Genomic DNA, 21,137 nt, shown 5'->3' with positions numbered 1-21,137 from the left:
CCAATTGTCGAGCAATCGAAGGCCATCTGTACATCTGATTCCGCTTTAAAAATCGCAGCCTGCCGCAGTCGATACGAAAGTCGCGAATGATGAACTGGAACACATATCCGCAAACGGGTCGATCTGAGCCGAGCCGTTGCGCCAACTCCTGACGGTTCCATCGCGCCCCTGATCACCCAAAAAAGAGCCGGGCTTTCGCCCGGCTCCTGTCATTCCTGATCTGATCGGAACGATCAGTTCTTTTCCTTGTCGACCAGCGCGTTCGACTTGATCCACGGCATCATGCCGCGCAGCTTCTCGCCGACTTCCTCGATCTGGTGGCTGTCATTGTTGCGGCGGATGCCCTTGAAGCGCGCGGCACCAGCCCGGTATTCCTGCATCCACTCGGAGGTGAACTTGCCGGTCTGGATGTCGGTGAGCACGCGCTTCATCTCGGCCTTGGTCTCGGCGGTGATAATGCGCGGACCCGACACATACTCGCCCCACTCGGCGGTGTTCGAGATCGAGTAGTTCATGTTGGCGATGCCACCCTCATAGATCAGGTCGACGATCAGCTTGACCTCGTGAAGACACTCGAAATAGGCCATCTCGGGTGCGTAGCCGGCTTCCACCAGCGTCTCGAAGCCGGCGCGGATCAGCTCAACCAGGCCGCCACACAGCACCACCTGCTCGCCGAACAGGTCGGTCTCGCACTCTTCCTTGAAGTTGGTCTCGATGACACCGGAGCGGCCGCCGCCGACACCGCAGGCATAAGACAGCGCCAGGTCATGCGCATTGCCGGACGCGTCGTGGTGGACGGCGATCAAGCACGGCACGCCGCCGCCCTTCTGGTATTCGCCACGCACGGTGTGGCCTGGGCCCTTCGGCGCCACCATGACGACATCGACAGTGTCCTTTGGCTCGATCAGGCCGAAATGCACGTTGAGGCCGTGCGCGAACGCAATCGCCGAGCCATCGCGGATGTTCGGTGCGATGTGTTCCTTGTAGATGTCGGCCTGCAATTCATCCGGGGTCGCCATCATCATCAGGTCGGCCCAGGCCGCCGCGTCGGCTACAGTCAGCACATTGAAGCCATCTGCCTCAGCCTTCTTCGCAGTTGCAGACCCCGGCCGCAGCGCAATCGAGACATTCTCGGCGCCCGAATCCTTCAGGTTGAGCGCGTGCGCCCGGCCCTGCGAACCGTAGCCGATGATGGCAACCTTCTTGCCCTTGATCAGATTGAGATCGGCATCGCGATCATAGTAAACACGCATGTTCAGTTCCTTCCCTTTACTAAGTTGACTGGATTGAGTTTTCGCCGGCGCAGTAGAGCCGGAAGAATTGGTTGACAGCCTTTACTGCCTGACCGTCGATGGCGGCCCTGTCGGCGGTCTCGTGCACCGTGTCGCCGAGCAGCATGCGCACATGCAGATCGCCAACGATCAGCCCGTAGAGCGTGTTGAAGGCGTCCAACGGATCGTCGAACTTCAGAATGCCGGCTGTGCGCCCGGCCTCGATCAGAACAGCAGCGCGCTGCTCGATAACCCGGCGGCCCCGTTGCATCAGAAGCGAGCCCAGTTTGGCGTCGGCGTTGCCGGCCTCGCCGATCGCCAGGCGGTTCAGCGCCAGCGATGTCGGCCCGCTCAAAACGGTAAGCAACTCGCCGGCAAACGCCGTCAGCAGACGCCGCAATTCGTCCGCGTCCGGCGCGCCGGCCGCCGGTTCGGCGATGCGCACCTTGCCGGCCTGATAGGCGATCATGGCGGCCAGCAGCCCGTCGCGGTCGCCGAACCAGCGATACAGGCTTTCCTTGGAACAATTGGCGGCCCGCGCCAGCCGCGCGGTGGTAAAACCCTTGTCGCCGCCCTCGACCAGCAGATCGAGCGCGGTCTTGAGCACGCTCGATTGCCGCGCGCCGAAGCTATCGGCACCCGCCAGGTCGCGTTTTTCGTCCAGAGGTTCGTCCGTAAGCATGAGACACACCGAGTAGTACCGTACGGTACGGTTCGGCTTCTCTATCGACCGCTATACGCTGGGTCAAGCGCTAAGGACTTTTGGATTGCGGATTTGCGGGGTTAGCGCTCGTTGCCCTCGCTGAGCGAGAGCGGCGGTGTATCGTCGCCCAGTTCGGCGCGACCCGAAGGTTCGTCGACGGCAGCCTCCGAGGTTTCGCGCAGCTGTTCCAGGCGCGCGGCGATGCGCGCCCGCGCAGCGGCAGCGGCCTGTTCCAGGTCGCTGTCGATGGCGGCCGGCTGATTGGCATCGCCGGTGTCCGCCTCCGGTGCGCGAAATTCGGTTGCCGGCCCGTCGCGATGCGAAAGATCTTCAACCGGTTGTGCGGCTTCGGCCGTTTCCACCGGCGGCTCGCCGGCCTCGGCCTCATTGGGTGCCGGCGCCTGCGCGCCGTTTGTGTCTTCGGTTGCGATGGGCGTTGCGGGTTCCACCGCTGCGGCATCCGGGGCCGTTTCTGCCGCAACGAGCACATCCGGCTTCGGCTCCATAGCGGCGCCGGATTCTGCTTCGATGCGCTGCTGCGTGTCGGCAACCGCCTGGTCGGCCTGCGCCTTGGATTCGGCCTTCGCCTTCTCGGCGGCGGCTTCCGCCTCCTTCGCCTCGCGCTTCGCTTTTTCGCGCGCTATCGCCTCGGCGCGTTTCAGATCGCTCTGACGTTTTTCCAGGCGACCAAGGATCACGGCGCTACGCTCGCGCAATACCTCCTGCGATTCCAGTGCCTGCTGGTGCTCGAGCGCATCGGCGATCCGCTGTTCGGGAACATTGCGAGAAAAGAAGCGTGGAAGCATGATCTGCCCCTTTGGCAAGCGAAGACTTCGCCTGCACAATCCGATAAGCAAACTATGAAGAATTTCTTTCCAATTCGTTAAGCAATTACCAAAATCGAAGTCTTTACAGGCGATTCCGAGCCGCACTTCGCAACAACGATGACCTATGGTCAAATAAGACGGGAGTCGTAATGGCACTTGAACTGACCATAGGGACGCTGATCATATCGCTGACAGTCGTAATACACACTGTCGGCCTGATCGGGATCACGGATCTCATGAATTGGCTCGCCGACCGTGTGCGTCCTGGCGGCCACCGCAGCCGCCTGCTCGCCATGAACACGGTGGTGCTGGGCATTTTCGCGGTGCTGAGCGTTGAAGTGTGGCTGTGGGCCGCATGCTATATCGCGCTTGGCGTATTCGACGATCTCCACACCGCGCTATATTTCTCGACCTCGACCTTCTCGACGGTCGGTTATGGCGACATCGTCGCCGCCGAAGAGTGGCGAATGCTCGCCGCACTCGAAAGCGTCAATGGCTTTCTGTTGATCGGCTGGTCCACCGCCTACCTGGTTACCGCCAGCATTCGTGTCGGCCCGTTCCGTTCCGGCGAAGACTTCTGAGCATCCGCAGCGAAATCCGGTGGGCGAATCGCGCGGAAACAAGAATTGAGAACCATCATTGGTCTGGCGCGGGTCAAGCGCCAAACTGCTGCGGTGCCCACATCCTTGGGAGGACAGGAAAATGATGGGAAAGGCCTTACGGGTCGGAGTCGGCATTCTCGCCGCGTCCGCGTTTGCAACACCCGCCGAGGCGGCGACGGGCTGGACAACGACCGCCGTCAACATGCGGACCTGCGGCAGCACGAAGTGCCCTCGCATTCTGACGATCCCCGCCCGCGCGCCGGTCCGCGTCCACTGGTGCGGTCGCTGGTGCCTCGTCGATTTCGCGGGCCGAAGGGGCTACGCGTATGGCCGTTACGTCCGCACCGGTGTCTATTCGCGACCACCTGTCGTGATCGTGCCAAGACACCGCGTGCGGCCGTACTACCGCAGGCACCCGGAGATCTATATCGGTCCCAACGGTTTCTACTGGCGGAACTGGTAGGTGGCAGCAATCGCGCTTGCTGTCAGGACCGCGCCTCATCGAGCGCGGCGAGAAACCGCTGCACGGCGCCTTCCATGCCGTAGACCAGGGCATCGGCCGTCAGGCCATGGCCGACCGACACCTCGGCCAAGTCTGGTATGCGCTGCACCAGAGCGGGCAGGTTTGCGACCGTCAGGTCGTGCCCGGCATTGACGCCAAGCCCCAGCGAACGGGCCATTCCGGCCGTCTCCGCAAGCTTGTCGGCCTGCACAGCCGCCCTGTCCGCATCGTCGTAACAGGCGCCATATGGCCCGGTATAAAGTTCGATGCGGTCAGCGCCTGTCGCAAGGGCAGCCTCGATCTGTTCGCGGCCGGCATCCGGATCGCAGAACAGCGATAACCGCGCACCGGTCCGCTTCAGCCGTGTAACGATGGCCGCCAACATCTCGCGGTTGGCCACGAAATCCCATCCGTGATCCGAAGTCGGCTGCTCCGGATCGTCCGGCACCAACGTCACCTGCTCCGGCTCCGTCTTCTCGACCAGCGCCAGGAAATCGCCTGTCGGATATCCCTCGACGTTGAACTCGGCGGCTGGATACTCGTCGTCGATCAGCGCCCGTAACACCGGCAGGTCGGTGAACCGGACATGTCGTTGGTCGGGCCGCGGATGCACGGTCAGTCCGTGCGCGCCGGCTCGCAGCGCAACCCGCCCCAGATCGGCCACATCCGGCCACGGCAGGTCGCGCCGGTTGCGCAGCATGGCGACAGCATTGAGGTTGACTGAAAGATGTGCGGACATTGCGAGCCAATCCCTTTGTTGCCGCGCCATCTAGCACCGGCTGGTGCCTGCGCAAACCGCCGGATTGTCTCGGCAACAAGTTTCGCAGCGCCGACGGCCTGTCAAATCCGTGCAACACAAATCGGCTTAATGCGGAATCATGTCAAAACTGACCGTCATGGATGCGCTTTCGGTTCCCGGGTCGCCGGACCGGTCGAACGAAGACAGCCTCGGCTGGACCGCTGACTGCGCATTCGTGATTGACGGTGCAACGGGCATCGGGCCTGACTTTATCACCGGTCCGACGCAAAGCGATGCGGCCTGGCTCGCCAACTTCGCGAAAGTGCATTTCGAAGAGACGGTCGTACCCGGACGCAAAATCGCCGACATTGTCCGCAAGGTCAGCGAACTCGCCGGTGAAATCGTGACATCTGCGGCCGCTGGCGCGCCCACGCCGGCTTGGAACCTGCCAGTTGCGGCCTTTGAAATGGTGAGGCTCGAAGGCGACAGGTTGATAGCCTACGGCCTCGGTGACAGCCTCCTCTTCATCGAGGACGCCGCCGGCAGGTTGGCCCAGCACACGGCCATGCCGGGAAGCGCGGCCGCCGAACGCGACAAGGCCGCCACCCTGCTTGCGGTCGATCGCGCTTTCGCACTTGGCGGCCCGGGCGCCGACAATGACACCGCCATCGCCGACGAGCGGAAACGCCGGGCCACTTACAACTCGCCGGAAAGCAACATTTGGACCTTGGGAACCTGTCCGGAGGCCGCCGATCACGTCGCTGTGGCGACGCTGTCGGGGCCGCCCGCCCGCGGCCTGTTGTGCACCGATGGTTTCGCCGCCCTGGTCACCGATTACGACCGCTACTCGGCAGGACAGCTTATCGACGCGGCACGGCGCTACGGTCTTGCAGAACTCGCCGCCGAGTTGCGCGAGATCGAACAGGTCGAAGATCCGGACGGGCGTCGGTTTCCACGCATGAAGAGAAGCGACGACGCTTCAGCTGTGCTGTTCGAAGTTGTTACCTAGGTTCTTGGCGGGCTCAGAAACGCACTAATTGCCTTTCCGGTCGCTCGACTTGCGAATAGCCCTGAGATCAGCCTCGAAAGCATTAGAGTAACTCTCGTCCTTCGAATTAGAACGACGCATATTGGTGAATAAAATCAGCAAAACACTCAGTATTAATATGAACAAACCAATAGCAACTGCGAGTACTGCAGGGCCGGTCAACTGGTCGGCATAAAGAAAACTGTAGATATTCTCCACCCGTAACACCTTGCTCTATCGATACCCGAGGCTCGACCGGCTATAGCATATTTTTTTTGCGGATCAAGCAGTTGAGCGCAAATAATATCCCTACGGAAGAAGTTTCCCCTACCTGACGATCGTCAGCTCCTCCGCACACCGCGTGATCCCGGTGTAAAGCCACCGTTCCCGCATGTCGCGAAAGGCGAAACTTTCGTCAAACAGCACAATTTTGTCCCACTGGGACCCCTGGGCCTTGTGGACAGTCAAAGCGTAGCCGAAGTCGAAATCGTCATAACGCTTCTTTGTTTGCCAAGGGATTTCCTCTTCCGGGCGATCAAATGCCGCCTTCAACAGTTTGATCTTGGCCATGCCTCGGTCAGTATCTCCATCGTCGGGCGAGACAAGCAGGCTGATGCCGGGCTTCGTCGTCTCCTTGGCGGCCGTTCCGACCTGCCACAAGGAACCGTTCAGCAAGCCCTTTGCCGGGTCGTTGCGAAGACAGACGAGCTTGTCGCCAGCCTGCGGGTACGGACCATCGAAACCCTTCAACTGCCGCAACCTTTGATTGTAGCGTCGTCGCGTGCGGTTGATCCCGACAAGCACTTGGTCGGCGGCAAGCACATTGTCCTGGTCGACCTCATTCTTCGCAATCACCTGGGTCGTGCCGTAATCCCCATACATGATCTCACGACCCTGCCGAACATCCATGGCAAGCCGGATGATCGGGTTCTCGGCAGCCTGCCTGTGGATCTCGGTCAGCAGATAATCCGGCTCCGCATCGGTGAAGAAGCCGCCGCCCGAAATCGGCGGGAGTTGGCCCGGATCGCCAAGCACAAGGATCGGCGTGGCGAAGCTCATCAAATCGCGCCCGAGCGCCTCATCGACCATCGAGCATTCATCGACGATCACCAGGCTCGCCTTGGCGACGTCGCTTTGCCGGTTGAGGGAAAAGGTTGGCGAGATCGATGTCCGACCGGTCGTTTCGTCCGCCACCTCCTCCTCGCCGCGCGGCCGGTAGATCAGCGAGTGGATCGTCCTGGCATTCGACGCGCCCTTCGAACGCAGCACCTGCGCCGCCTTGCCGGTAAAGGCGGCGAACTGCACCGTACCGTCCACATGTTCGGCGAAGTGGCGCGCCAGCGTCGTCTTGCCGGTGCCGGCATATCCGAACAGCCGGAACAACTGCCGGTCGCCCGACTGCAGCCATTGCGACACCGCTTTCAGCGCGTCATCCTGTTGGGGGGAAAACTTCATAGCGGCGATGTACCGGATTCGTTCCGGCGCCGCTACAACAACCTGTCGCCAACAGTTATTCGTCCGCTGCGATGGTCCTGATCTCGTAGTTGCGCGCGATGCCCTGCGTCACGTCGGCCCACGCCGAGGCCGCCGCGCGCGTCTGATGCGCATCGAAAGCGGCACGGTCGACGAACGCCTCGGAAACCAGGTATCGACCGGGCACATTCGGACAGAGCGCCACGGAGAAACGGCGGCAGCCCGGCTCGGCAAGGGTCAGCCTGACATGTTCGGCCAGTGCCTCGGCAACGGCGGCGCGCCGCTCTGCCGGAACATCGATATAACCATCGAGCAGAACAGTGCCGGGTGGTAAACGTTCTTCGTCCATGACTACATGCCGTCCGGGCCGCGGCCCATCGCGGCCACGCCGGTGCGGCATACCTCCACCAGACCCAACGGCGCCATGATGGCGATGAACTGCTCGATCTTGGACGTCCGGCCCGTCACCTCGAAGATGAAGTGCCCGACATTGGCGTCGATGACGGTCGCGTTGAAGGCGTCGGCAAGCCGAAGCGCCTCGACCCGGTGGTCGCCGGCTCCCATCACCTTCACCAGTGCAAGCTCGCGCTCCAACGGCTTTTCATGGCCCCGCTCCTGCGCCACGATGGTCAGATCGACGACGCGGTGCACCGGCACGATCCGCTCGAGCTGCGCCTTGATCTGCTCCAGCACGTGGGACGTGCCGCGGGTGACGATGGTGATGCGCGAAAGGTGCTTCTGGTGCTCGGTTTCGGAAACGGTCAGGCTTTCGATGTTGTAGCCGCGGCCTGAAAACAGGCCGATCACCCGCGCCAAAACGCCCGGTTCGTTGTCGACTAGCACGGACAGGGTGCGGGCTTCCGGACGCTCGGTCTCCTTGGCTATGAAATAGGCCGAGGCAGGCGGCTTGACGGATCTCATCATGGTTGGCTCCCTTGTGGGACGGTTTGACGGTTTTTCGGTTCGAAGCGCGCTGCGAGAATTCCGGAGAATATCACAGCAAGCGCGACGAGAGCGTTCAGGCCGGGTTGCTCGGCGAGGAAGATAACCCCCATCAACACCCCGGCGACCGGGACGAGCAGATTGATCTGGCCGAAGAACGAGGCCCCCTGCCGTCGGATGACGGCGATCATCAACATTGCGCCGACGGCGGTCGGAAAGACCCCGAGCGCCAGAAGCGCCAATGTTGCCGCCTGCGATGGCCGGATGGCGAACGGGTCCTCGGCAAGCAGCACTGCGGGCACGAGAACCACGACAGACCAGGCGCTGATATAGGCCATCAGCGCCAGCGGCGGATGTCCGGCCAGCCGCTTGGTCGCCAGCGCATTGATGGCGTAGGCGAGCGATGCGCCGAGTACGGCAAGCTGGCGGATCAGGTCGCGCCCGAACCCGGCCCGCAGTTCCGGCCAGAACAGTATGACAAGGCCGCAGATCCCCAACAGAACGCCGATCAGCTTCGGGACGGTCATCTTTTCGTCATGGGTAAACACATGAGCGAGGATCAATAGCACGAGCGGCATGAAACCCATCAGGATCGCCGCCAGACCGCTGTCGATCACCGCGACGCCCCAGTTGATGAGCGAAAACGGGATGGCGTTTCCAGCCAAGGCGCAAACCACCATCAGCGCATGATCGCGGCCGCTCGGCGCAAAACGTTGACGCACCGCCGACGCGATTGCAAACAGCAAGACAGTCGCCAGGATCAGCCGGAGGAGGGTCACCGTCATCGGCGGCACCTCCGCCACCGCGATTTTCGACAGCAGAAACGAACTCCCCCAGATGATCGAGAGCGCGATCAGCAGCAGATAATCGAACGCGCCCGGCCTGCCGATGCTCATGCGGTCTCCGGAAAGTGGAAGACCTCCACGGCGGTCTCGCCTTCCTCGTAGTGCGGTAGCGTCCATTTCTCCTGTAAAGCGCTGTCGCGCCAGGCGACGAATGACGGATAGGACAAAACGGCATCCATGTAGCGGCGCGTTTCGCCGTCGACATCGATCTGGTAGGTGTCGAGACGCGAAACGACCGGCGCGAACATGGCGTCGGCGGCCGAGAATTCGCCGTAGAGGAACGGCCCGCTTCCGCCAAACCGCTCCCGGGCTTCCCGCCACAATTCCTGCAGCCGTTGAATATCGGCCGCCATTTCGGGACCGCGGTCGCGCGGCGCAAACCGTTTGGTCAGGTTCATCGGGCAGCTCGAGCGAATGCCGGTAAAGCCGGCATGCATCTCGCTTGCCGCACTTCTCGCATGCGCGCGCGCCGCCTGGTTGGCGGGCCATATCGCCTTGTCGGGAAACCTGTCGGCGAGATACTCGATGATCGCAAGGCTTTCCCAGACAGTGATGTCACCGTCGACCAGCACCGGCACCTTGCCGGTCGGGCCGAATGCCAGCATCCGCTCCCGCGTGTCGGGTTTGTACATCGCGATCACCGTTTCGGTGAACGCGATGTCGAACGCCTTCAGTGTGATCCAGGCGCGCAGCGACCAGGACGAATAGAGTTTGTTGCCAATGACAAGATGCATGAACGCCTCACGAATGCCGGTCGGGGGTGCGGCTCAGCGCCGTCACACCAACGCCTTTCCTTCCGCTCCGATCGCATTTGCCACGGCCTCGTCGGTTGCCTCGTCGGGCAGCAGCATTTCGTTGTGCGCCTTACCCGACGGGATCATCGGGAAGCAGTTGGCAAGATTGGCAACCCGGCAATCGAATATCACCGGCGCATCGGTCGCGATCATCGCATCCAGCGCATCGTCCAACTCGTCCGGCTTTTCGGCGCGGATGCCGACGCAGCCATAGGCCTCGGCGAGCTTGACGAAGTCCGGCAGCGCTTCCGTATAGGAGTGTGACAGCCGGTTGCCGTGCAGCAATTGCTGCCACTGGCGCACCATGCCCATATACTGGTTGTTCAAGATGAAGATCTTCATCGGCGCGCGATGCTGGACCGCCGAGGACATCTCCTGGATTGTCATCAGCACCGAGGCGTCCCCGGCGATATCGACGACGAGCGCGTCGGGATGGGCGATCTGCACGCCGAGCGCCGCCGGCAATCCATAGCCCATCGTCCCCAGCCCTCCGGACGTCATCCACCGGTTGGGTTCCTCGAAGCCAAAGAACTGCGCCGCCCACATCTGGTGCTGGCCCACCTCGGTGGTGACGAAGGTGTCCTTGCCGGAGCGCTTCGCCGCCTCGTAAAGCCGCTGCACCGCGTATTGCGGCATGATCACGTCCTTGTTGGCGGCATAAGCCAGCGAATTGCGCGCCCGCCACTTGCCGATCTGCGTCCACCAGTCGGCGATCGCCTTGCCGCCGCCTTGCCCGGCCGATGCGCGCCAGATTCTGACCATGTCCTCAAGCACATGCGCGACATCGCCGATGATCCCGACATCGACATGGATGACCTTGTTGATCGACGATGGGTCGATGTCGATGTGGATCTTCTTCGCCTTCGGCGCGAATTTGTCGATCCGGCCGGTGATGCGGTCGTCGAAGCGCGCGCCGATATTGATCATGACGTCGCAGTCATGCATCGCCATGTTGGCTTCATAGGTGCCGTGCATGCCGAGCATGCCGAGCCAGTTTTCGCCGCTGGCCGGGTAGGCGCCGAGCCCCATCAGCGTCGAGGTGATCGGAAATCCGGTCAGTTCGACCAGTTCGCGCAAGAGCCGGCTGGCCTCGGGGCCGGAGTTGATCACGCCGCCGCCGGTGTACAAGATCGGCCGCTTCGCCGTTGCCATCAGCTCGACTGCCGCCTTGATCGAAGCCGCGTCGCCGGACAGCTTCGGCTTGTAGCTCGGTCGGATTTCCGCCGCCCGCGGCGAGCGGTAGGTGCCGGGCGCAAACTGCACGTCCTTGGGTATGTCGACCACGACAGGCCCCGGCCGTCCGGTGGTCGCGACCCTGAATGCCTCGTGCAGGATATCCGGCAACTCGCTGGTGTCCTTGACCAGCCAATTGTGCTTGGTGCAGGGCCGCGTGATGCCGACGGTGTCGCATTCCTGGAATGCGTCGGAGCCGATCAGCGTCGTCGGCACCTGGCCGGAGATGCAGACCAGCGGAATGGAGTCCATCAAGGCGTCCTGCAGCGGCGTCACGGCGTTGGTCGCGCCCGGACCGGATGTCACCAGCATGACGCCCGGCTTGCCGGTCGAGCGGGCATAGCCCTCCGCGGCGTGTCCGGCGCCCTGTTCGTGGCGCACGAGGATGTGCTGGATGTCCTCCTGCTGGAACAACTCGTCATAGATCGGAAGCACCGCGCCGCCGGGATACCCGAAGATGTGCTCGACGCCGTTGTCGCGCAGGGCTTGAATAACCATCTGTGCGCCCGTCATCTCGCTTTGGTCGGCGGATCTGGATTTCGCGTTCATTGTGTCAGTCCCGTCTGCGGTATCTCGACTTCGGCTCGGCCGAATTGAGACCTAATGATGTGTTTGAGAGATATGCGCAATAAAAAAGGCCCCTTTCGGAGCCTGTTGTTTTCCGCGCATGGGTGCAAACGCCGGGTGACTACATCACCCTGCCCATGCGCGATCCTACTACGATAAGCGTCTGCTTCATGGTGTCGGAACCTATGAGGCCTTTAAGGTAAGGTCAACCCTGTTTGCGTAGTCTTTCGTTAAGGCCACGAGCCGACAATACACGCAAGAAGATGTGCAAGTGGACGCCATGAAAAACCTCGATCTGGAAAAAGCCCCGGGTGCGATGGAGTACGCGGCCGACGGTGAACACGCGACAAGACGGAACCGGACCGATGGTTTCGTGATGTTCTGCGACGGTACGCACGCGGTCATAACGTCAAGGTCCGGTTCGGTCAGCGAGGATTACTGGTCCGTCGGACAGTTGATTTCCATCCAGGTCGGCAAGAACCGCGTCGTCGGCATGCTCTACAAGGTCGACACTGGCCTTGAGAGCTGGCACCGCGATGAGGAAAACGAGATCCGCATCTATGTCGAACTGGTCGGCGAAATCACCGAGAACGACAGGGGCGACGTGCGGTTTTCGGGCGGCATTTCGACCTATCCCCATCTGGGCGCAGTCGCCCACCGCATTCGCAGCAAAGACCTGCTGGCGATTTACGAGAACAAGGACGCCCGCGCCGTCGAGGTCGGCCGCCTGTCCCAGGACGCTTCGATTCCCGCCCTGATCTCGATCGACAGCCTGATCTCGCGCCACTTCGCCATCGTTGGTACGACGGGCGTCGGCAAATCCACGGCGGTCACCCTGTTGCTGCGCAAGATCGTCGAAACCCGGCCGGATGTCCGTATTCTGATCCTCGATCCGCACAATGAGTTTTCGTCGGCATTTCCGGACCTTGCGGTCACCATTAACGATCGGGATCTGGACTTGCCCTTCTGGATGTTCCGGCTGGAGGAGTTCGCCGAGGTTCTGTATCGCGGCCGGTCGGCGATCCCCGAGGAAGTCGACATCCTGCGCGACTTGATCCCCGTCGCCAAGGCACAGTTTCAAAACAACGACCAGCCGACGCTCCGGCGGTCCACCGAAAGCACGTCCATAACTTCCGATACGCCGGTCCCCTACCGGATTTCCGACCTGATGCGATTGCTCGACGAGCAGATCGGGTTGCTGGAAAATCGGGAAATCCGGCCGCATCTGAAGGCGCTGATGGGGCGGATCGACGCCGCCGCGAACGATCCGCGTTACCGCTTCATGTTTGCCAACAAGACCATCGAGGACAATATCGCCGAGGTCGCCAGCACCATCTACCGCGTACCGGCCAACGGCAAACCGATCACCGCCTTCCAGATGAGCGGCATGCCGTCGGAGGTCGTCAATTCGGTTGCTTCGGTGTTGTGCCGGCTGGCTTTCGACTTGGCGATCTGGAGCAGGTCGCGCATTCAAACGCTGGTCGTTTGCGAGGAGGCACACCGCTACATCCCGACCGACCAGAACGCCGGCTTCGCCCCGACGCGTTCGGCCATCGCCCGCATAGCCAAGGAAGGTCGGAAATACGGGGTCTATCTCGGCATCATTACACAGCGGCCCGGCGAACTGGACGAAACCATCCTGTCGCAGTGCAACACCTACTTCTCCATGCGCCTCGGCAATGACCGCGACCAGGAAATCATGCGCCGCGCCATCAGCGGCTCGTCACGCTCGGCGATCAACTTCCTGCCGTCGCTGGCCAACCGTGAGGCCATCGCTTTCGGACAAGGCGTATCGACGCCCATGCGCATGACCTTCCAGAGCGTCGCGATGAAGGACCTGCCCGGCAACCACCTCTACGATGAACAAGCCGCCGTGCAGAACGCCGACGACAGCATCAATGTCGCCGATGTGATCCATCGCATGCGCTATCCGCGCGGTCTCGGCGACGACCACGAGGACAACGCCGGCAAGCCGGTCGTTCAGCAGCCGCTCGGCGGCAGCCTTGTCGGCGAACAGCGCCCGAGCATCTCCTCGCCCGGCCTCGAACTGCGCAACCGCCCGCATTTCGAGGACCGGTCCGACGCCGCTCTGTTCACCCGCGAGCAGCCGCTGCGGAGCCCGGACCGCAAACCGGCAGGCGCCCCGCAGGAGTCGCACGCGGCAATGGACCTGATCAGCCGTTTCCGGAAGTAGGAAACAGACCGAAAGCCCAATCAACTCAATGCCAAGGAAAGGTCAGGCGCAGACCCGGTTTCGGCCGCCGCGCTTGGCCTCGTAGAGCTGGGCGTCGGCCCGCTTGTATAGCTTGGCGCCGCTCTCGCTGCCGTCCCAGATCGCGACCCCGATGCTGACCGTGATGCGAAGCCGGACATTGCCGACATTGATCGCCAGATCGGCAACGGCGAGACGCAGGCGGTTGGCGAGCTTTTTAAGCTCCGGGACATCGAGATTGGGCGCGACAACCGCGAACTCCTCGCCGCCGATCCGTGCCGCGATATCGTGATAGCGCGTATATTCCTGGACAGTGTTGGCGAGTGTCTTGATCACCTCGTCGCCCACATCATGGCCATGGGTGTCGTTGATCGACTTGAAGTGGTCGATATCGATAATCATGATTCCGAGCGGCCGGTCGATCCGGCCGAACTCGCGCATGTACTCCGCCAGGGCGTCATCGAAGTAGCGGCGGTTCTGCAGGCCGGTCATCGGGTCGGTCAGCGCCGCATGCTGGAACGTCGCCGACTTCTGGGTCAGCGAAGCGGTCATGCGCCGCAACTCGCCACGCTCGCGGGCCTGGGCGCGGATCAGCGGATAGAAATAGAAGAAACCGGCCAAAAGGCCGGCACCGGAAAGAGCCAGCACCGCGCGCAGTATGAGCAGGATTCTATGATGCCCGGTCTCGGCCGCCTCCGTGGGAAACGACAGCACATAGTCCGACACCATTGCATGAGCCTGGAACGCAAAGAATGCGGTCATAGCCAGCAATACAAGATAGACCAGGAATGCTATCTCGGATTTGTAGATGGTCATCGGGTCCCGCGCTCCATGACCCAACGATAGCAAACGGGCATTTCGCACCCGTTAATCTGCACAGGTTAAGATGCGACAATCGCGTTAACCGGCTCATATCCGTATTCGGAATTGTCGGTCAGGTAATCGACCAACTATTGTCGAACTGGTTGCAAAACCAGGTCATCTGCCGCTTGGCATATTGCCGCGTTGCGGTTTTTGCCCGATCGACCGCAGCCTCAAGCGTCAACTGCCCGTCGAGATACATTGAGAACTCCCGAACGCCGATGGCCTTCATTGCCGGCATCGCGGGGTCGAGCTTCATTGCGCGCAATCGCGCAACCTCGTCGATGGCGCCCAATTCGATCATCTTGTCGAGGCGCGTTTCAATGTTGCCGTAGAGCGCCGCGCGCTCGGGCATGATGAGCACCTTTTCGCAGGCCGCGTCTGCAACCAGCGGCGTGCCCTTTCTCGCTTGCAGCGCAGTGATCGACTCGCCGGACGCATCCAGGACTTCGAGCGCACGAACGATGCGCTGCCCGTCCGTCGACCCTATCGACCCGGCGGCAACGGGATCGTCGCGTTGCAACTCGCGATGCAGCGCCTGCGCGCCTTCTTCCGCCAGCCGCATTCGCCAATGCGCACGGGCCTGGTCCGGGATCGCCGGCATAGGCGACAATCCCTCCAGCAAAGCGCGGAAATACAGTCCGGTTCCGCCAACAAAAATAAGTGGGCGGCCGGCCAATTCCGGATCGTTCGCCACCGCCGCAGCATCCGTCAGCCAGCGTCCGGTGGAATAGGGCTGCGCCGGATCGACATGGCCATACAGCCGATGCGATGCCCGCGCCAACTCCTCGGGATCGGGTCGTGCGGTCAGCACCTGCAACACGTCGTAGACCTGCATGGAATCGGCGTTCACAACCACCCCACCGGTCCGCTCCGCCATCTCCAAAGCCAGCGCCGACTTGCCGCTGGCCGTCGGCCCCGCTATCAACGCGATGTTTTGTGTTGCGCTGCGCAATAAACTCTCCCGTCTGCGATCAAGCGAAGGTCTTACCGGCAATGGCAACCATCGTCACCCTGATTGCCGCACCAGCCGGCGGCAAGCTGGATGAAGCGCTTGTTGCCTGCGCAACCGCACGCCTGCCCGATGCCCGCGAGATCTGGCTCCACCCGGATTACGTCACCGAGGTCGTCTGCGATGCGGATATCGACGTTGCGGACATGGCCAGGCTTCGCGCCGAGCTGGAGCAGGTGGCCAAGGGCTCGCCGGTCGACATGGCCGTGCACACCGCACAACCCGATGCGCGCCGAAAAAAGATCCTGATCGCCGACATGGATTCGACGATGATCCAGCAAGAATGCATCGATGAGCTGGCTGCGGAGGCCGGGATCGGCGAGCATATCGCCTCGGTCACGGCACGCGCCATGCGTGGCGAGATCGGCTTCGAGGAATCGCTTCGCGACCGCGTCGCCTGCCTCAAAGGGCTACCGCTCACCGTGATCGACACGGTCATCGCCGAGCGCATCGCACTGATGCCGGGTGGGCCCGATCTGGTTCGCACCATGCGTGCGAACGGCGCCTGGTGTGCGCTGATATCCGGCGGCTTCATCGACTTCACATCGCGCATCGCTGCACGCATCGGTTTTCAGGAGCATCGTGCCAACCGGCTTCTCTACGAAGATGGCGTACTGACCGGAAAGGTGGCGGAGCCCATTCTCGGCCGGCAGGCGAAAGCCGATGCACTGCGCGAGATTGCCGCCAAGCTGGGCCTCGATCCCGTCGACGCGCTTGCCGTCGGCGACGGCGCCAACGATCTGGCCATGCTTTCGCTTGCTGGCATGGGTGTTGCACTGCACGCCAAGCCAAAAGTCGCCGAGCAAGCCGATATCCGCATAGACCACAATGACTTGACCGCGCTTCTTTACCTTCAGGGATATCGCAGGGACGAATTCGCCCGATGACCCGTTTGCTGACGAGACGACTGGTCCTGCGCCCTTGGGAGGAGCGCGATCGCGACCTGTTCTACGAGATCAATTCCGATCCGTTGGTAATGGAGTTCTTTCCGTTCCGCCGCAATCGCGAGGAAGCGGACGCGTTCCTTGATCACATCATGGCCCGCCAAATGGAGCGGCCGACATTCCAGGCAATCGAACTGGCGGAAACTGGAGAAGGGCTCGGTTTCTGCGGCCTTCATCAGGCCGGTGTAGAACCCTTCTTCCCGGCCGATACAGTCGAAATCGGCTGGCGCCTGACGCGCCACGCATGGGGCCACGGATATGCCAGCGAAGCAGCGATGGCGTGGTTGGCGCATGGTTTCGAGACCCTTGGTCTGGAAGAGATCGTATCCTACGCGGTCTTCAACAATCTACGCTCAATGGCGGTGATGGACCGCATTGGCATGAAGCCGGATCCGCAGCGCGACTTCGGCCACCCGACAGTTCCCGACACGCACCCTCACCTGAAGCGCCATGTTGTCTATCGCATGACCGCTCAACAATGGCGTCAAAACCGTTGAGCTTGCGGATATGCCGCTACCGATTATGGTTAACCGATCATATCTGTCGTCACCCTGAAAATTTACATGTTTCCTTAGCGCAAGTTTCAACTGATAGAGGATAGGTTGCGGCTCGATTTGGAGTCCAAAAGTAATGCTATCCCGATTGGTTAGGATATCTTCCTCCGGCGATTCAAACGCTGGTGCAACCGACTTACGCCGGTCCTCGGCACGCTACTTCATCAGTGCCGCTCTGATCGCAGCATTGCTCACTGTCGCCTGGCTCACATCGGCGGCGCTCCAGAAGGTCGCGCACCGCGAGGTCGAATTCGTCGACGGCTTGCAAGATCAGAAGGCATTCGTCGACAGAATCGTCGATACAGTGGACGGGGTCGCGCTTCGCGGCGACAATCTCTTCGCCTTGCCGATGGCCAGCTCACTTTACGCCCTTCAAGAAGAGCACAAGATCGCCAAGGCACAGCACTTGTCGCCGGCCATGCTGGCGATTTACTTCGGCGGCACTACCCCGCTCGATGGCTCCATCCGGCAGTTTTCCGCTGATGCACAAGCGATTATGGCCGACCCTCTTAACACACCAGAAGCGCTGTCAAGGCTGAAGGATATCGGCAACGAGACGATACCGGAGACAATCGACAAGGCGGTCAACCGTTACAAGGCCGAATCCTATGCACTCATGGATTTGCTGTCGAAGCTTGAATATGGCGCCTATGTGATCGTCGCTATCCTGAGCATATTACAGGTGCTGGCCGCGTTCTTGCCTCTGCAGCGAAGCGCCTGGAACATTCTCGCCAGAGCCGACTCGCTGAAACGCAGATTGCGAGAGACGAGTGAGACGCTGGCGCGACGGACCCGCGAACTGAGAGAGCTGCGGAAAGACGTCGAACATAGCGCGATGCACGACGCTCTGACCAAGCTTCCGAACCGCCGGTCACTCGAAAAGGAACTGCTGCTGCGTTGCAACGGCGCAGAAAGCAAGACTTGTCACTCGGCAATCCTGCATCTCGACATCGACCGGTTCAGGCAAATCAACGATACGCTCGGCCACGCAGCCGGCGATCTGGTGCTGTCGCATGTTGCCGGCGTCTTGCGACGCACACTGCCCGAACGCGACTTCATCGCCAGAACCGGCGGAGACGAATTTGTCATCCTGACCAGAACAGTGCAGGACAGGGAGAAGCTTGAAGAGTTGGCTTCGAAAATCATTGAGGAGTTGTCGAATCCACTTATCTACAACGGGCAAATATGTCAGTGCAGCGTCAGCATCGGCATCGATTCAGCGACTACATGCTCGTCATGCTCGGGTTCCGGTCCGGAGCGCATCCTGACCAATGCCGACATAGCGCAAAATCACGCCCGGGAAGTGGGTTGCGGCCGCTATGCATTCTTCAATGAAGCAATGCGCGCAGAATTCGAGCGCGACAAGACACTCTCCGACGAGATCATATCGGCATTCTCGTCATCCGAGTTCTTCGTCGTGTATCAGCCGCAGGTCAATGCGATTTCGGGAGAGCTTGTCGGCGTCGAGGCATTGGCGCGCTGGCGGCATCCTTCGCGCGGCATCATCGGCCCGGGAACATTCTTGCCGATCGCCAATCGACTTGGCCTGACCCCACAGATTGACGAGTTCGTGCTGCGGCAAGCGCTTGCCGATCTGAAGTACTGGGACGAATCCGGCGTGGACGTGCCGCACCTGTCGGTCAACGTTTCGGCACAACGTCTTCGCGACTGCGAGTTTCAGTCATCTGTCCGCAAGCTGGATATTCCGCGGGGCCGGCTGTGCTTCGAGATTTTGGAGAACGTCTTCATCGACAGTCTGGACGATATGATGCGCGAGATGCTGAAGTTTCTTGCCGAAGTCGGCATTAATATCGAGCTCGACGATTTCGGCACCGGCCATGCGTCAATAGCCGGCCTTGTTGCATTGTCCCCACAGCGGCTCAAAATTGCCCGCGAACTGATCAAACCGCTGCCGCACTCGGAGGCGCACCATCACCTGTTGAGTTCAATCATCCAGATCGCCCGGGCGCTCGGCATCGATATCATCGCTGAAGGCGTGGAGACGGAAGAACAGTCCTTCGCCCTGCTGGCCGCCGGTTGCCCTACAATGCAGGGCTTCCTCTTCGACCGACCGCTGACAGCCGACGAATTGTCGGCACGCCTAGCCGCAAACAACGGCTGGCAGCCGAGCCGGATGGTGGCATGATCCGGCTTTGAAGCGGTGGTTCGGGTGGCTTTCTAGTCAACCCGGATCGTGACGAACCGCAACTCGCCGGATTTCGATGATAGCATCAATAGCGCATTGCGGCGATTGTCCTTGCGCAGCCGCTCCACCGCGTCGACGACATCTTGGGGGGTTTCGACCGCTTCCTGCGCCACTTCGACGATGACTTCGCCGGCTTGAATGCCCTTCTCGGCTGCAGCGGAATCGGTCGCCACTACGGAAATCATCACGCCCGTATCGACGGCCTCTTCGATCTGAAACGTCTCGCGTTGCGCGTCGTCCAGTTCGGCAAGCGTCATGCCGAACAGCTCAACCGTCTTCGGTGCGTCTGCCTCGCCATTGTCTTCAGTCGCTGCTGCGAGCTGTTCCTCGCCATCCTCGAGCCTGCCGAGCGTCACCTTGACGGTCTCTTGCCTACCCTTACGCATGACGATCACGTCGACTTCCTTGCCAACCGGGCTATCGGCCACAACACGCGGCAACTCGCGCATACTCTCCACGGGCTTGCCGTCGAACTCGATGATCACGTCGCCGGGCTCGATCGAACCGTCATCGACCGGGCCGCCCTTGATGACGCCTGCGACAAGCGCGCCCATGGCCTTGTCCATGCCGAGGCTTTCGGCGATTTCGTCGGTCACCTCCTGGATGCGTACGCCAAGCCAGCCGCGCCGCGTCTCGCCGAACTCTACAAGCTGGCCGATCACATTGGTCGCTAGTTCCGCCGGAATCGAAAAGCCGATGCCGATCGAGCCGCCGGACGGCGAGATGATCGCGGTGTTGATGCCGACAACTTCACCCTGCATGTTGAACAACGGACCGCCCGAATTGCCGCGGTTGATGGCCGCATCGGTCTGGATGTAGTTGTCATAGGGGCCGGAATTGATGTCCCTGCCGATCGCCGACACGATCCCGAGCGTCACGGTTCCGCCAAGGCCGAACGGGTTGCCGATCGCGAGCACCCAATCGCCGACGCGCGCCGCGTTGGAATCGCCGAACGGCACGGCCTTCAGTTTCATGTCGCCCGGATTGACGCGCAACACTGCGATATCGGTTTTGGAGTCGCGGCCAATCACTTCCGCGGAAAGCTTGGTGCCGTCATTGAAATTGACGCTGACCTCGTCGGCTTCGGCAATCACGTGATTGTTCGTGACGATGATCCCGGCGCTGTCGATGACGAAGCCGGATCCGAGCGACTGCACCTGTCGAGACCGGGGACCCTGCCGTCCGTTCCCGTTCGGCAAATTGTCGAAGAACTCGTCGAAGAATTCATGGAACGGCGAACTGTCGGGAAGATTGGGGCGCGGCACATTGCGTTCGCTGTTGCCGACCGTCTGCGATGTCGAGATGTTGACGACGGAATCGATCAGCCTTTCGGACAGGTCGGCGACCGACACCGGGCCGTTTTGCGCCCATGCGGCACCGGTGAAGCCGGTCGTCGAGGACATCGGCGCGAACGCGAGACCCAGTGCAAGGGCGCTGACGGTCGCCGCGCGGGCCAGACTTGGCACCGGAGACTGCGATTTCATCGATATTCCTCCATCGGATGTGCTGCGCGATCCGCGGTCGGGAACGCCTGATTGTGACGATTAAGTAGCATCGGTCACGCCGCGCGCAACGGTCATCTCACGCTTAAGTGAGAACGGTGGCTGCTTTTTGTTGACCGCACCTAGAAAACGGACTGCCCGATCCAGACAAGGATCAGGCCCAAAAGGCCGGCGGCGAGCCCTCCTGAACGCAATGCCTCGTCGGGCATTTGCGAAACCATGGCGGCGAGTTGCTTGGCGATCGCCGGAAACCCACCATAAAAAAAGCCCTCGATTATGATAGCCAAACCGAGGGCTGTCAGGAAAAGCTCCACGCGAACC

Annotated in this window: 21 protein-coding genes; 7 read left to right on the top strand and 14 right to left on the bottom strand. The window is 61.3% G+C overall.

Features of this window, described 5'->3' with window-relative positions; translation table 11 throughout:
* Positions 1-233: 233 nt before the first annotated feature.
* From ilvC to ACO06R_RS07600, 3 genes are all read right to left on the bottom strand, one after another.
* Complete coding sequence (ilvC, locus tag ACO06R_RS07610) at positions 234-1,253, bottom strand: ketol-acid reductoisomerase (protein WP_421858034.1); 1,020 nt, start codon at positions 1,251-1,253, stop codon at positions 234-236.
* A 19-nt stretch (positions 1,254-1,272) separates the two neighbouring features.
* On the bottom strand, positions 1,273-1,953 hold the full coding sequence (locus tag ACO06R_RS07605) for a TetR/AcrR family transcriptional regulator (protein ID WP_421858032.1): 681 nt from the start codon (positions 1,951-1,953) through the stop codon (positions 1,273-1,275).
* Between the two features lie 101 nt (positions 1,954-2,054).
* On the bottom strand, positions 2,055-2,780 hold the full coding sequence (locus ACO06R_RS07600; RefSeq protein ID WP_421858029.1) for a hypothetical protein: 726 nt from the start codon (positions 2,778-2,780) through the stop codon (positions 2,055-2,057).
* A gap of 170 nt (positions 2,781-2,950) precedes the next feature.
* On the opposite strand from ACO06R_RS07600, the gene ACO06R_RS07595 reads away from it, so the two are divergent.
* Positions 2,951-3,382: an ion channel gene (locus ACO06R_RS07595; RefSeq protein ID WP_421858027.1), complete on the top strand. Its 432-nt coding sequence runs from the start codon at positions 2,951-2,953 to the stop codon at positions 3,380-3,382.
* Between the two features lie 121 nt (positions 3,383-3,503).
* Positions 3,504-3,866 (top strand): SH3 domain-containing protein, encoded by a 363-nt coding sequence (locus tag ACO06R_RS07590; protein WP_421858025.1) that lies wholly within the window; start codon positions 3,504-3,506, stop codon positions 3,864-3,866.
* 22 nt (positions 3,867-3,888) lie between these two features.
* On the opposite strand, the gene ACO06R_RS07585 is transcribed toward ACO06R_RS07590, so the two are convergent.
* Entirely contained in the window at positions 3,889-4,644 is a 756-nt protein-coding gene (locus ACO06R_RS07585) for a pyridoxine 5'-phosphate synthase (protein ID WP_421858023.1), read from the bottom strand.
* A 139-nt stretch (positions 4,645-4,783) separates the two neighbouring features.
* Here ACO06R_RS07585 and ACO06R_RS07580 point away from each other — a divergent pair, with 139 nt between their 5' ends.
* Positions 4,784-5,653: a hypothetical protein gene (locus ACO06R_RS07580; protein WP_421858021.1), complete on the top strand. Its 870-nt coding sequence runs from the start codon at positions 4,784-4,786 to the stop codon at positions 5,651-5,653.
* Between the two features lie 345 nt (positions 5,654-5,998).
* On the opposite strand, the gene ACO06R_RS07575 is transcribed toward ACO06R_RS07580, so the two are convergent.
* The 6 genes from ACO06R_RS07575 to ACO06R_RS07550 are packed head-to-tail and all read right to left on the bottom strand — an operon-like array spanning position 5,999 to position 11,471.
* Entirely contained in the window at positions 5,999-7,126 is a 1,128-nt protein-coding gene (locus ACO06R_RS07575; RefSeq protein WP_421858019.1) for an ATP-dependent DNA helicase, read from the bottom strand.
* A gap of 55 nt (positions 7,127-7,181) precedes the next feature.
* Positions 7,182-7,493 carry a putative quinol monooxygenase gene (locus tag ACO06R_RS07570; RefSeq protein WP_421858016.1) on the bottom strand — a complete coding sequence of 104 codons (312 nt, stop codon included), beginning with the start codon at positions 7,491-7,493 and terminating at the stop codon, positions 7,182-7,184.
* Between the two features lie 2 nt (positions 7,494-7,495).
* Positions 7,496-8,068, bottom strand: a complete 573-nt coding sequence (gene ilvN / locus ACO06R_RS07565) for an acetolactate synthase small subunit (RefSeq protein ID WP_421858014.1) — start codon at positions 8,066-8,068, stop codon at positions 7,496-7,498.
* Complete coding sequence (locus tag ACO06R_RS07560; RefSeq protein ID WP_421858011.1) at positions 8,065-8,982, bottom strand: DMT family transporter; 918 nt, start codon at positions 8,980-8,982, stop codon at positions 8,065-8,067. The genes ilvN and ACO06R_RS07560 overlap by 4 nt, the downstream gene beginning before the upstream one ends.
* Positions 8,979-9,665 (bottom strand): glutathione S-transferase family protein, encoded by a 687-nt coding sequence (locus ACO06R_RS07555; RefSeq protein ID WP_421858009.1) that lies wholly within the window; start codon positions 9,663-9,665, stop codon positions 8,979-8,981. The genes ACO06R_RS07560 and ACO06R_RS07555 overlap by 4 nt, the downstream gene beginning before the upstream one ends.
* Before the next feature lie 42 nt (positions 9,666-9,707).
* Entirely contained in the window at positions 9,708-11,471 is a 1,764-nt protein-coding gene (locus ACO06R_RS07550; RefSeq protein ID WP_421859267.1) for an acetolactate synthase 3 large subunit, read from the bottom strand.
* Between the two features lie 334 nt (positions 11,472-11,805).
* On the opposite strand from ACO06R_RS07550, the gene ACO06R_RS07545 reads away from it, so the two are divergent.
* Complete coding sequence (locus ACO06R_RS07545) at positions 11,806-13,719, top strand: ATP-binding protein (protein WP_421859265.1); 1,914 nt, start codon at positions 11,806-11,808, stop codon at positions 13,717-13,719.
* A 42-nt stretch (positions 13,720-13,761) separates the two neighbouring features.
* Here the strand turns inward: ACO06R_RS07545 and ACO06R_RS07540 are convergent, their stop codons facing one another.
* On the bottom strand, positions 13,762-14,553 hold the full coding sequence (locus ACO06R_RS07540; RefSeq protein WP_421858007.1) for a GGDEF domain-containing protein: 792 nt from the start codon (positions 14,551-14,553) through the stop codon (positions 13,762-13,764).
* A 118-nt stretch (positions 14,554-14,671) separates the two neighbouring features.
* A complete protein-coding gene (miaA, locus tag ACO06R_RS07535; protein ID WP_421858005.1) occupies positions 14,672-15,553 on the bottom strand; it encodes a tRNA (adenosine(37)-N6)-dimethylallyltransferase MiaA in 882 nt (293 codons plus the stop codon).
* Between the two features lie 41 nt (positions 15,554-15,594).
* Here miaA and serB point away from each other — a divergent pair, with 41 nt between their 5' ends.
* The 3 genes from serB (at position 15,595) to ACO06R_RS07520 (ending at position 19,254) form a co-directional block, all read left to right on the top strand.
* On the top strand, positions 15,595-16,497 hold the full coding sequence (gene serB, locus ACO06R_RS07530; RefSeq protein WP_421858003.1) for a phosphoserine phosphatase SerB: 903 nt from the start codon (positions 15,595-15,597) through the stop codon (positions 16,495-16,497).
* Positions 16,494-17,051: a GNAT family N-acetyltransferase gene (locus ACO06R_RS07525; RefSeq protein ID WP_421858000.1), complete on the top strand. Its 558-nt coding sequence runs from the start codon at positions 16,494-16,496 to the stop codon at positions 17,049-17,051. Before serB ends, ACO06R_RS07525 begins: the two co-directional genes overlap by 4 nt.
* Before the next feature lie 244 nt (positions 17,052-17,295).
* Positions 17,296-19,254 carry a putative bifunctional diguanylate cyclase/phosphodiesterase gene (locus ACO06R_RS07520; protein ID WP_421857997.1) on the top strand — a complete coding sequence of 653 codons (1,959 nt, stop codon included), beginning with the start codon at positions 17,296-17,298 and terminating at the stop codon, positions 19,252-19,254.
* Positions 19,255-19,286: 32 nt separating this feature from the next.
* On the opposite strand, the gene ACO06R_RS07515 is transcribed toward ACO06R_RS07520, so the two are convergent.
* Both ACO06R_RS07515 and ACO06R_RS07510 read right to left on the bottom strand, forming a co-directional pair.
* The gene (locus tag ACO06R_RS07515; protein WP_421857995.1) at positions 19,287-20,798 is read right to left on the bottom strand and encodes a Do family serine endopeptidase; all 1,512 of its coding nucleotides are present in this window, start codon (positions 20,796-20,798) and stop codon (positions 19,287-19,289) included.
* A 140-nt stretch (positions 20,799-20,938) separates the two neighbouring features.
* The gene (locus tag ACO06R_RS07510; RefSeq protein ID WP_421857992.1) at positions 20,939-21,130 is read right to left on the bottom strand and encodes a DUF2065 domain-containing protein; all 192 of its coding nucleotides are present in this window, start codon (positions 21,128-21,130) and stop codon (positions 20,939-20,941) included.
* Positions 21,131-21,137 lie beyond the last annotated feature (7 nt).

This window comes from Oricola sp. (assembly GCF_965230365.1).
Lineage (GTDB): Bacteria > Pseudomonadota > Alphaproteobacteria > Rhizobiales > Rhizobiaceae > Oricola.
This window is presented reverse-complemented; position numbering and strand designations above follow the sequence as displayed.

Bases quoted from the DNA above. Each gene is read 5' to 3' on its own strand.
- ACO06R_RS07540 (WP_421858007.1), bottom strand. From the start codon at position 14,553: ATGACCATCTACAAATCCGAGATAGCATTCCTGGTCTATCTTGTATTG.
- ilvC (WP_421858034.1), bottom strand. From the start codon at position 1,253: ATGCGTGTTTACTATGATCGCGATGCCGATCTCAATCTGATCAAGGGC.
- ACO06R_RS07585 (WP_421858023.1), bottom strand. From the start codon at position 4,644: ATGTCCGCACATCTTTCAGTCAACCTCAATGCTGTCGCCATGCTGCGC.
- serB (WP_421858003.1), top strand. From the start codon at position 15,595: ATGGCAACCATCGTCACCCTGATTGCCGCACCAGCCGGCGGCAAGCTG.
- ilvN (WP_421858014.1), bottom strand. From the start codon at position 8,068: ATGATGAGATCCGTCAAGCCGCCTGCCTCGGCCTATTTCATAGCCAAG.
- ACO06R_RS07550 (WP_421859267.1), bottom strand. From the start codon at position 11,471: ATGACGGGCGCACAGATGGTTATTCAAGCCCTGCGCGACAACGGCGTC.
- ACO06R_RS07515 (WP_421857995.1), bottom strand. From the start codon at position 20,798: ATGAAATCGCAGTCTCCGGTGCCAAGTCTGGCCCGCGCGGCGACCGTC.
- ACO06R_RS07580 (WP_421858021.1), top strand. From the start codon at position 4,784: ATGTCAAAACTGACCGTCATGGATGCGCTTTCGGTTCCCGGGTCGCCG.
- ACO06R_RS07525 (WP_421858000.1), top strand. From the start codon at position 16,494: ATGACCCGTTTGCTGACGAGACGACTGGTCCTGCGCCCTTGGGAGGAG.
- ACO06R_RS07555 (WP_421858009.1), bottom strand. From the start codon at position 9,665: ATGCATCTTGTCATTGGCAACAAACTCTATTCGTCCTGGTCGCTGCGC.
- ACO06R_RS07570 (WP_421858016.1), bottom strand. From the start codon at position 7,493: ATGGACGAAGAACGTTTACCACCCGGCACTGTTCTGCTCGATGGTTAT.
- ACO06R_RS07605 (WP_421858032.1), bottom strand. From the start codon at position 1,953: ATGCTTACGGACGAACCTCTGGACGAAAAACGCGACCTGGCGGGTGCC.
- ACO06R_RS07575 (WP_421858019.1), bottom strand. From the start codon at position 7,126: ATGAAGTTTTCCCCCCAACAGGATGACGCGCTGAAAGCGGTGTCGCAA.
- ACO06R_RS07590 (WP_421858025.1), top strand. From the start codon at position 3,504: ATGATGGGAAAGGCCTTACGGGTCGGAGTCGGCATTCTCGCCGCGTCC.
- ACO06R_RS07545 (WP_421859265.1), top strand. From the start codon at position 11,806: ATGAAAAACCTCGATCTGGAAAAAGCCCCGGGTGCGATGGAGTACGCG.
- ACO06R_RS07595 (WP_421858027.1), top strand. From the start codon at position 2,951: ATGGCACTTGAACTGACCATAGGGACGCTGATCATATCGCTGACAGTC.
- ACO06R_RS07600 (WP_421858029.1), bottom strand. From the start codon at position 2,780: ATGCTTCCACGCTTCTTTTCTCGCAATGTTCCCGAACAGCGGATCGCC.
- ACO06R_RS07560 (WP_421858011.1), bottom strand. From the start codon at position 8,982: ATGAGCATCGGCAGGCCGGGCGCGTTCGATTATCTGCTGCTGATCGCG.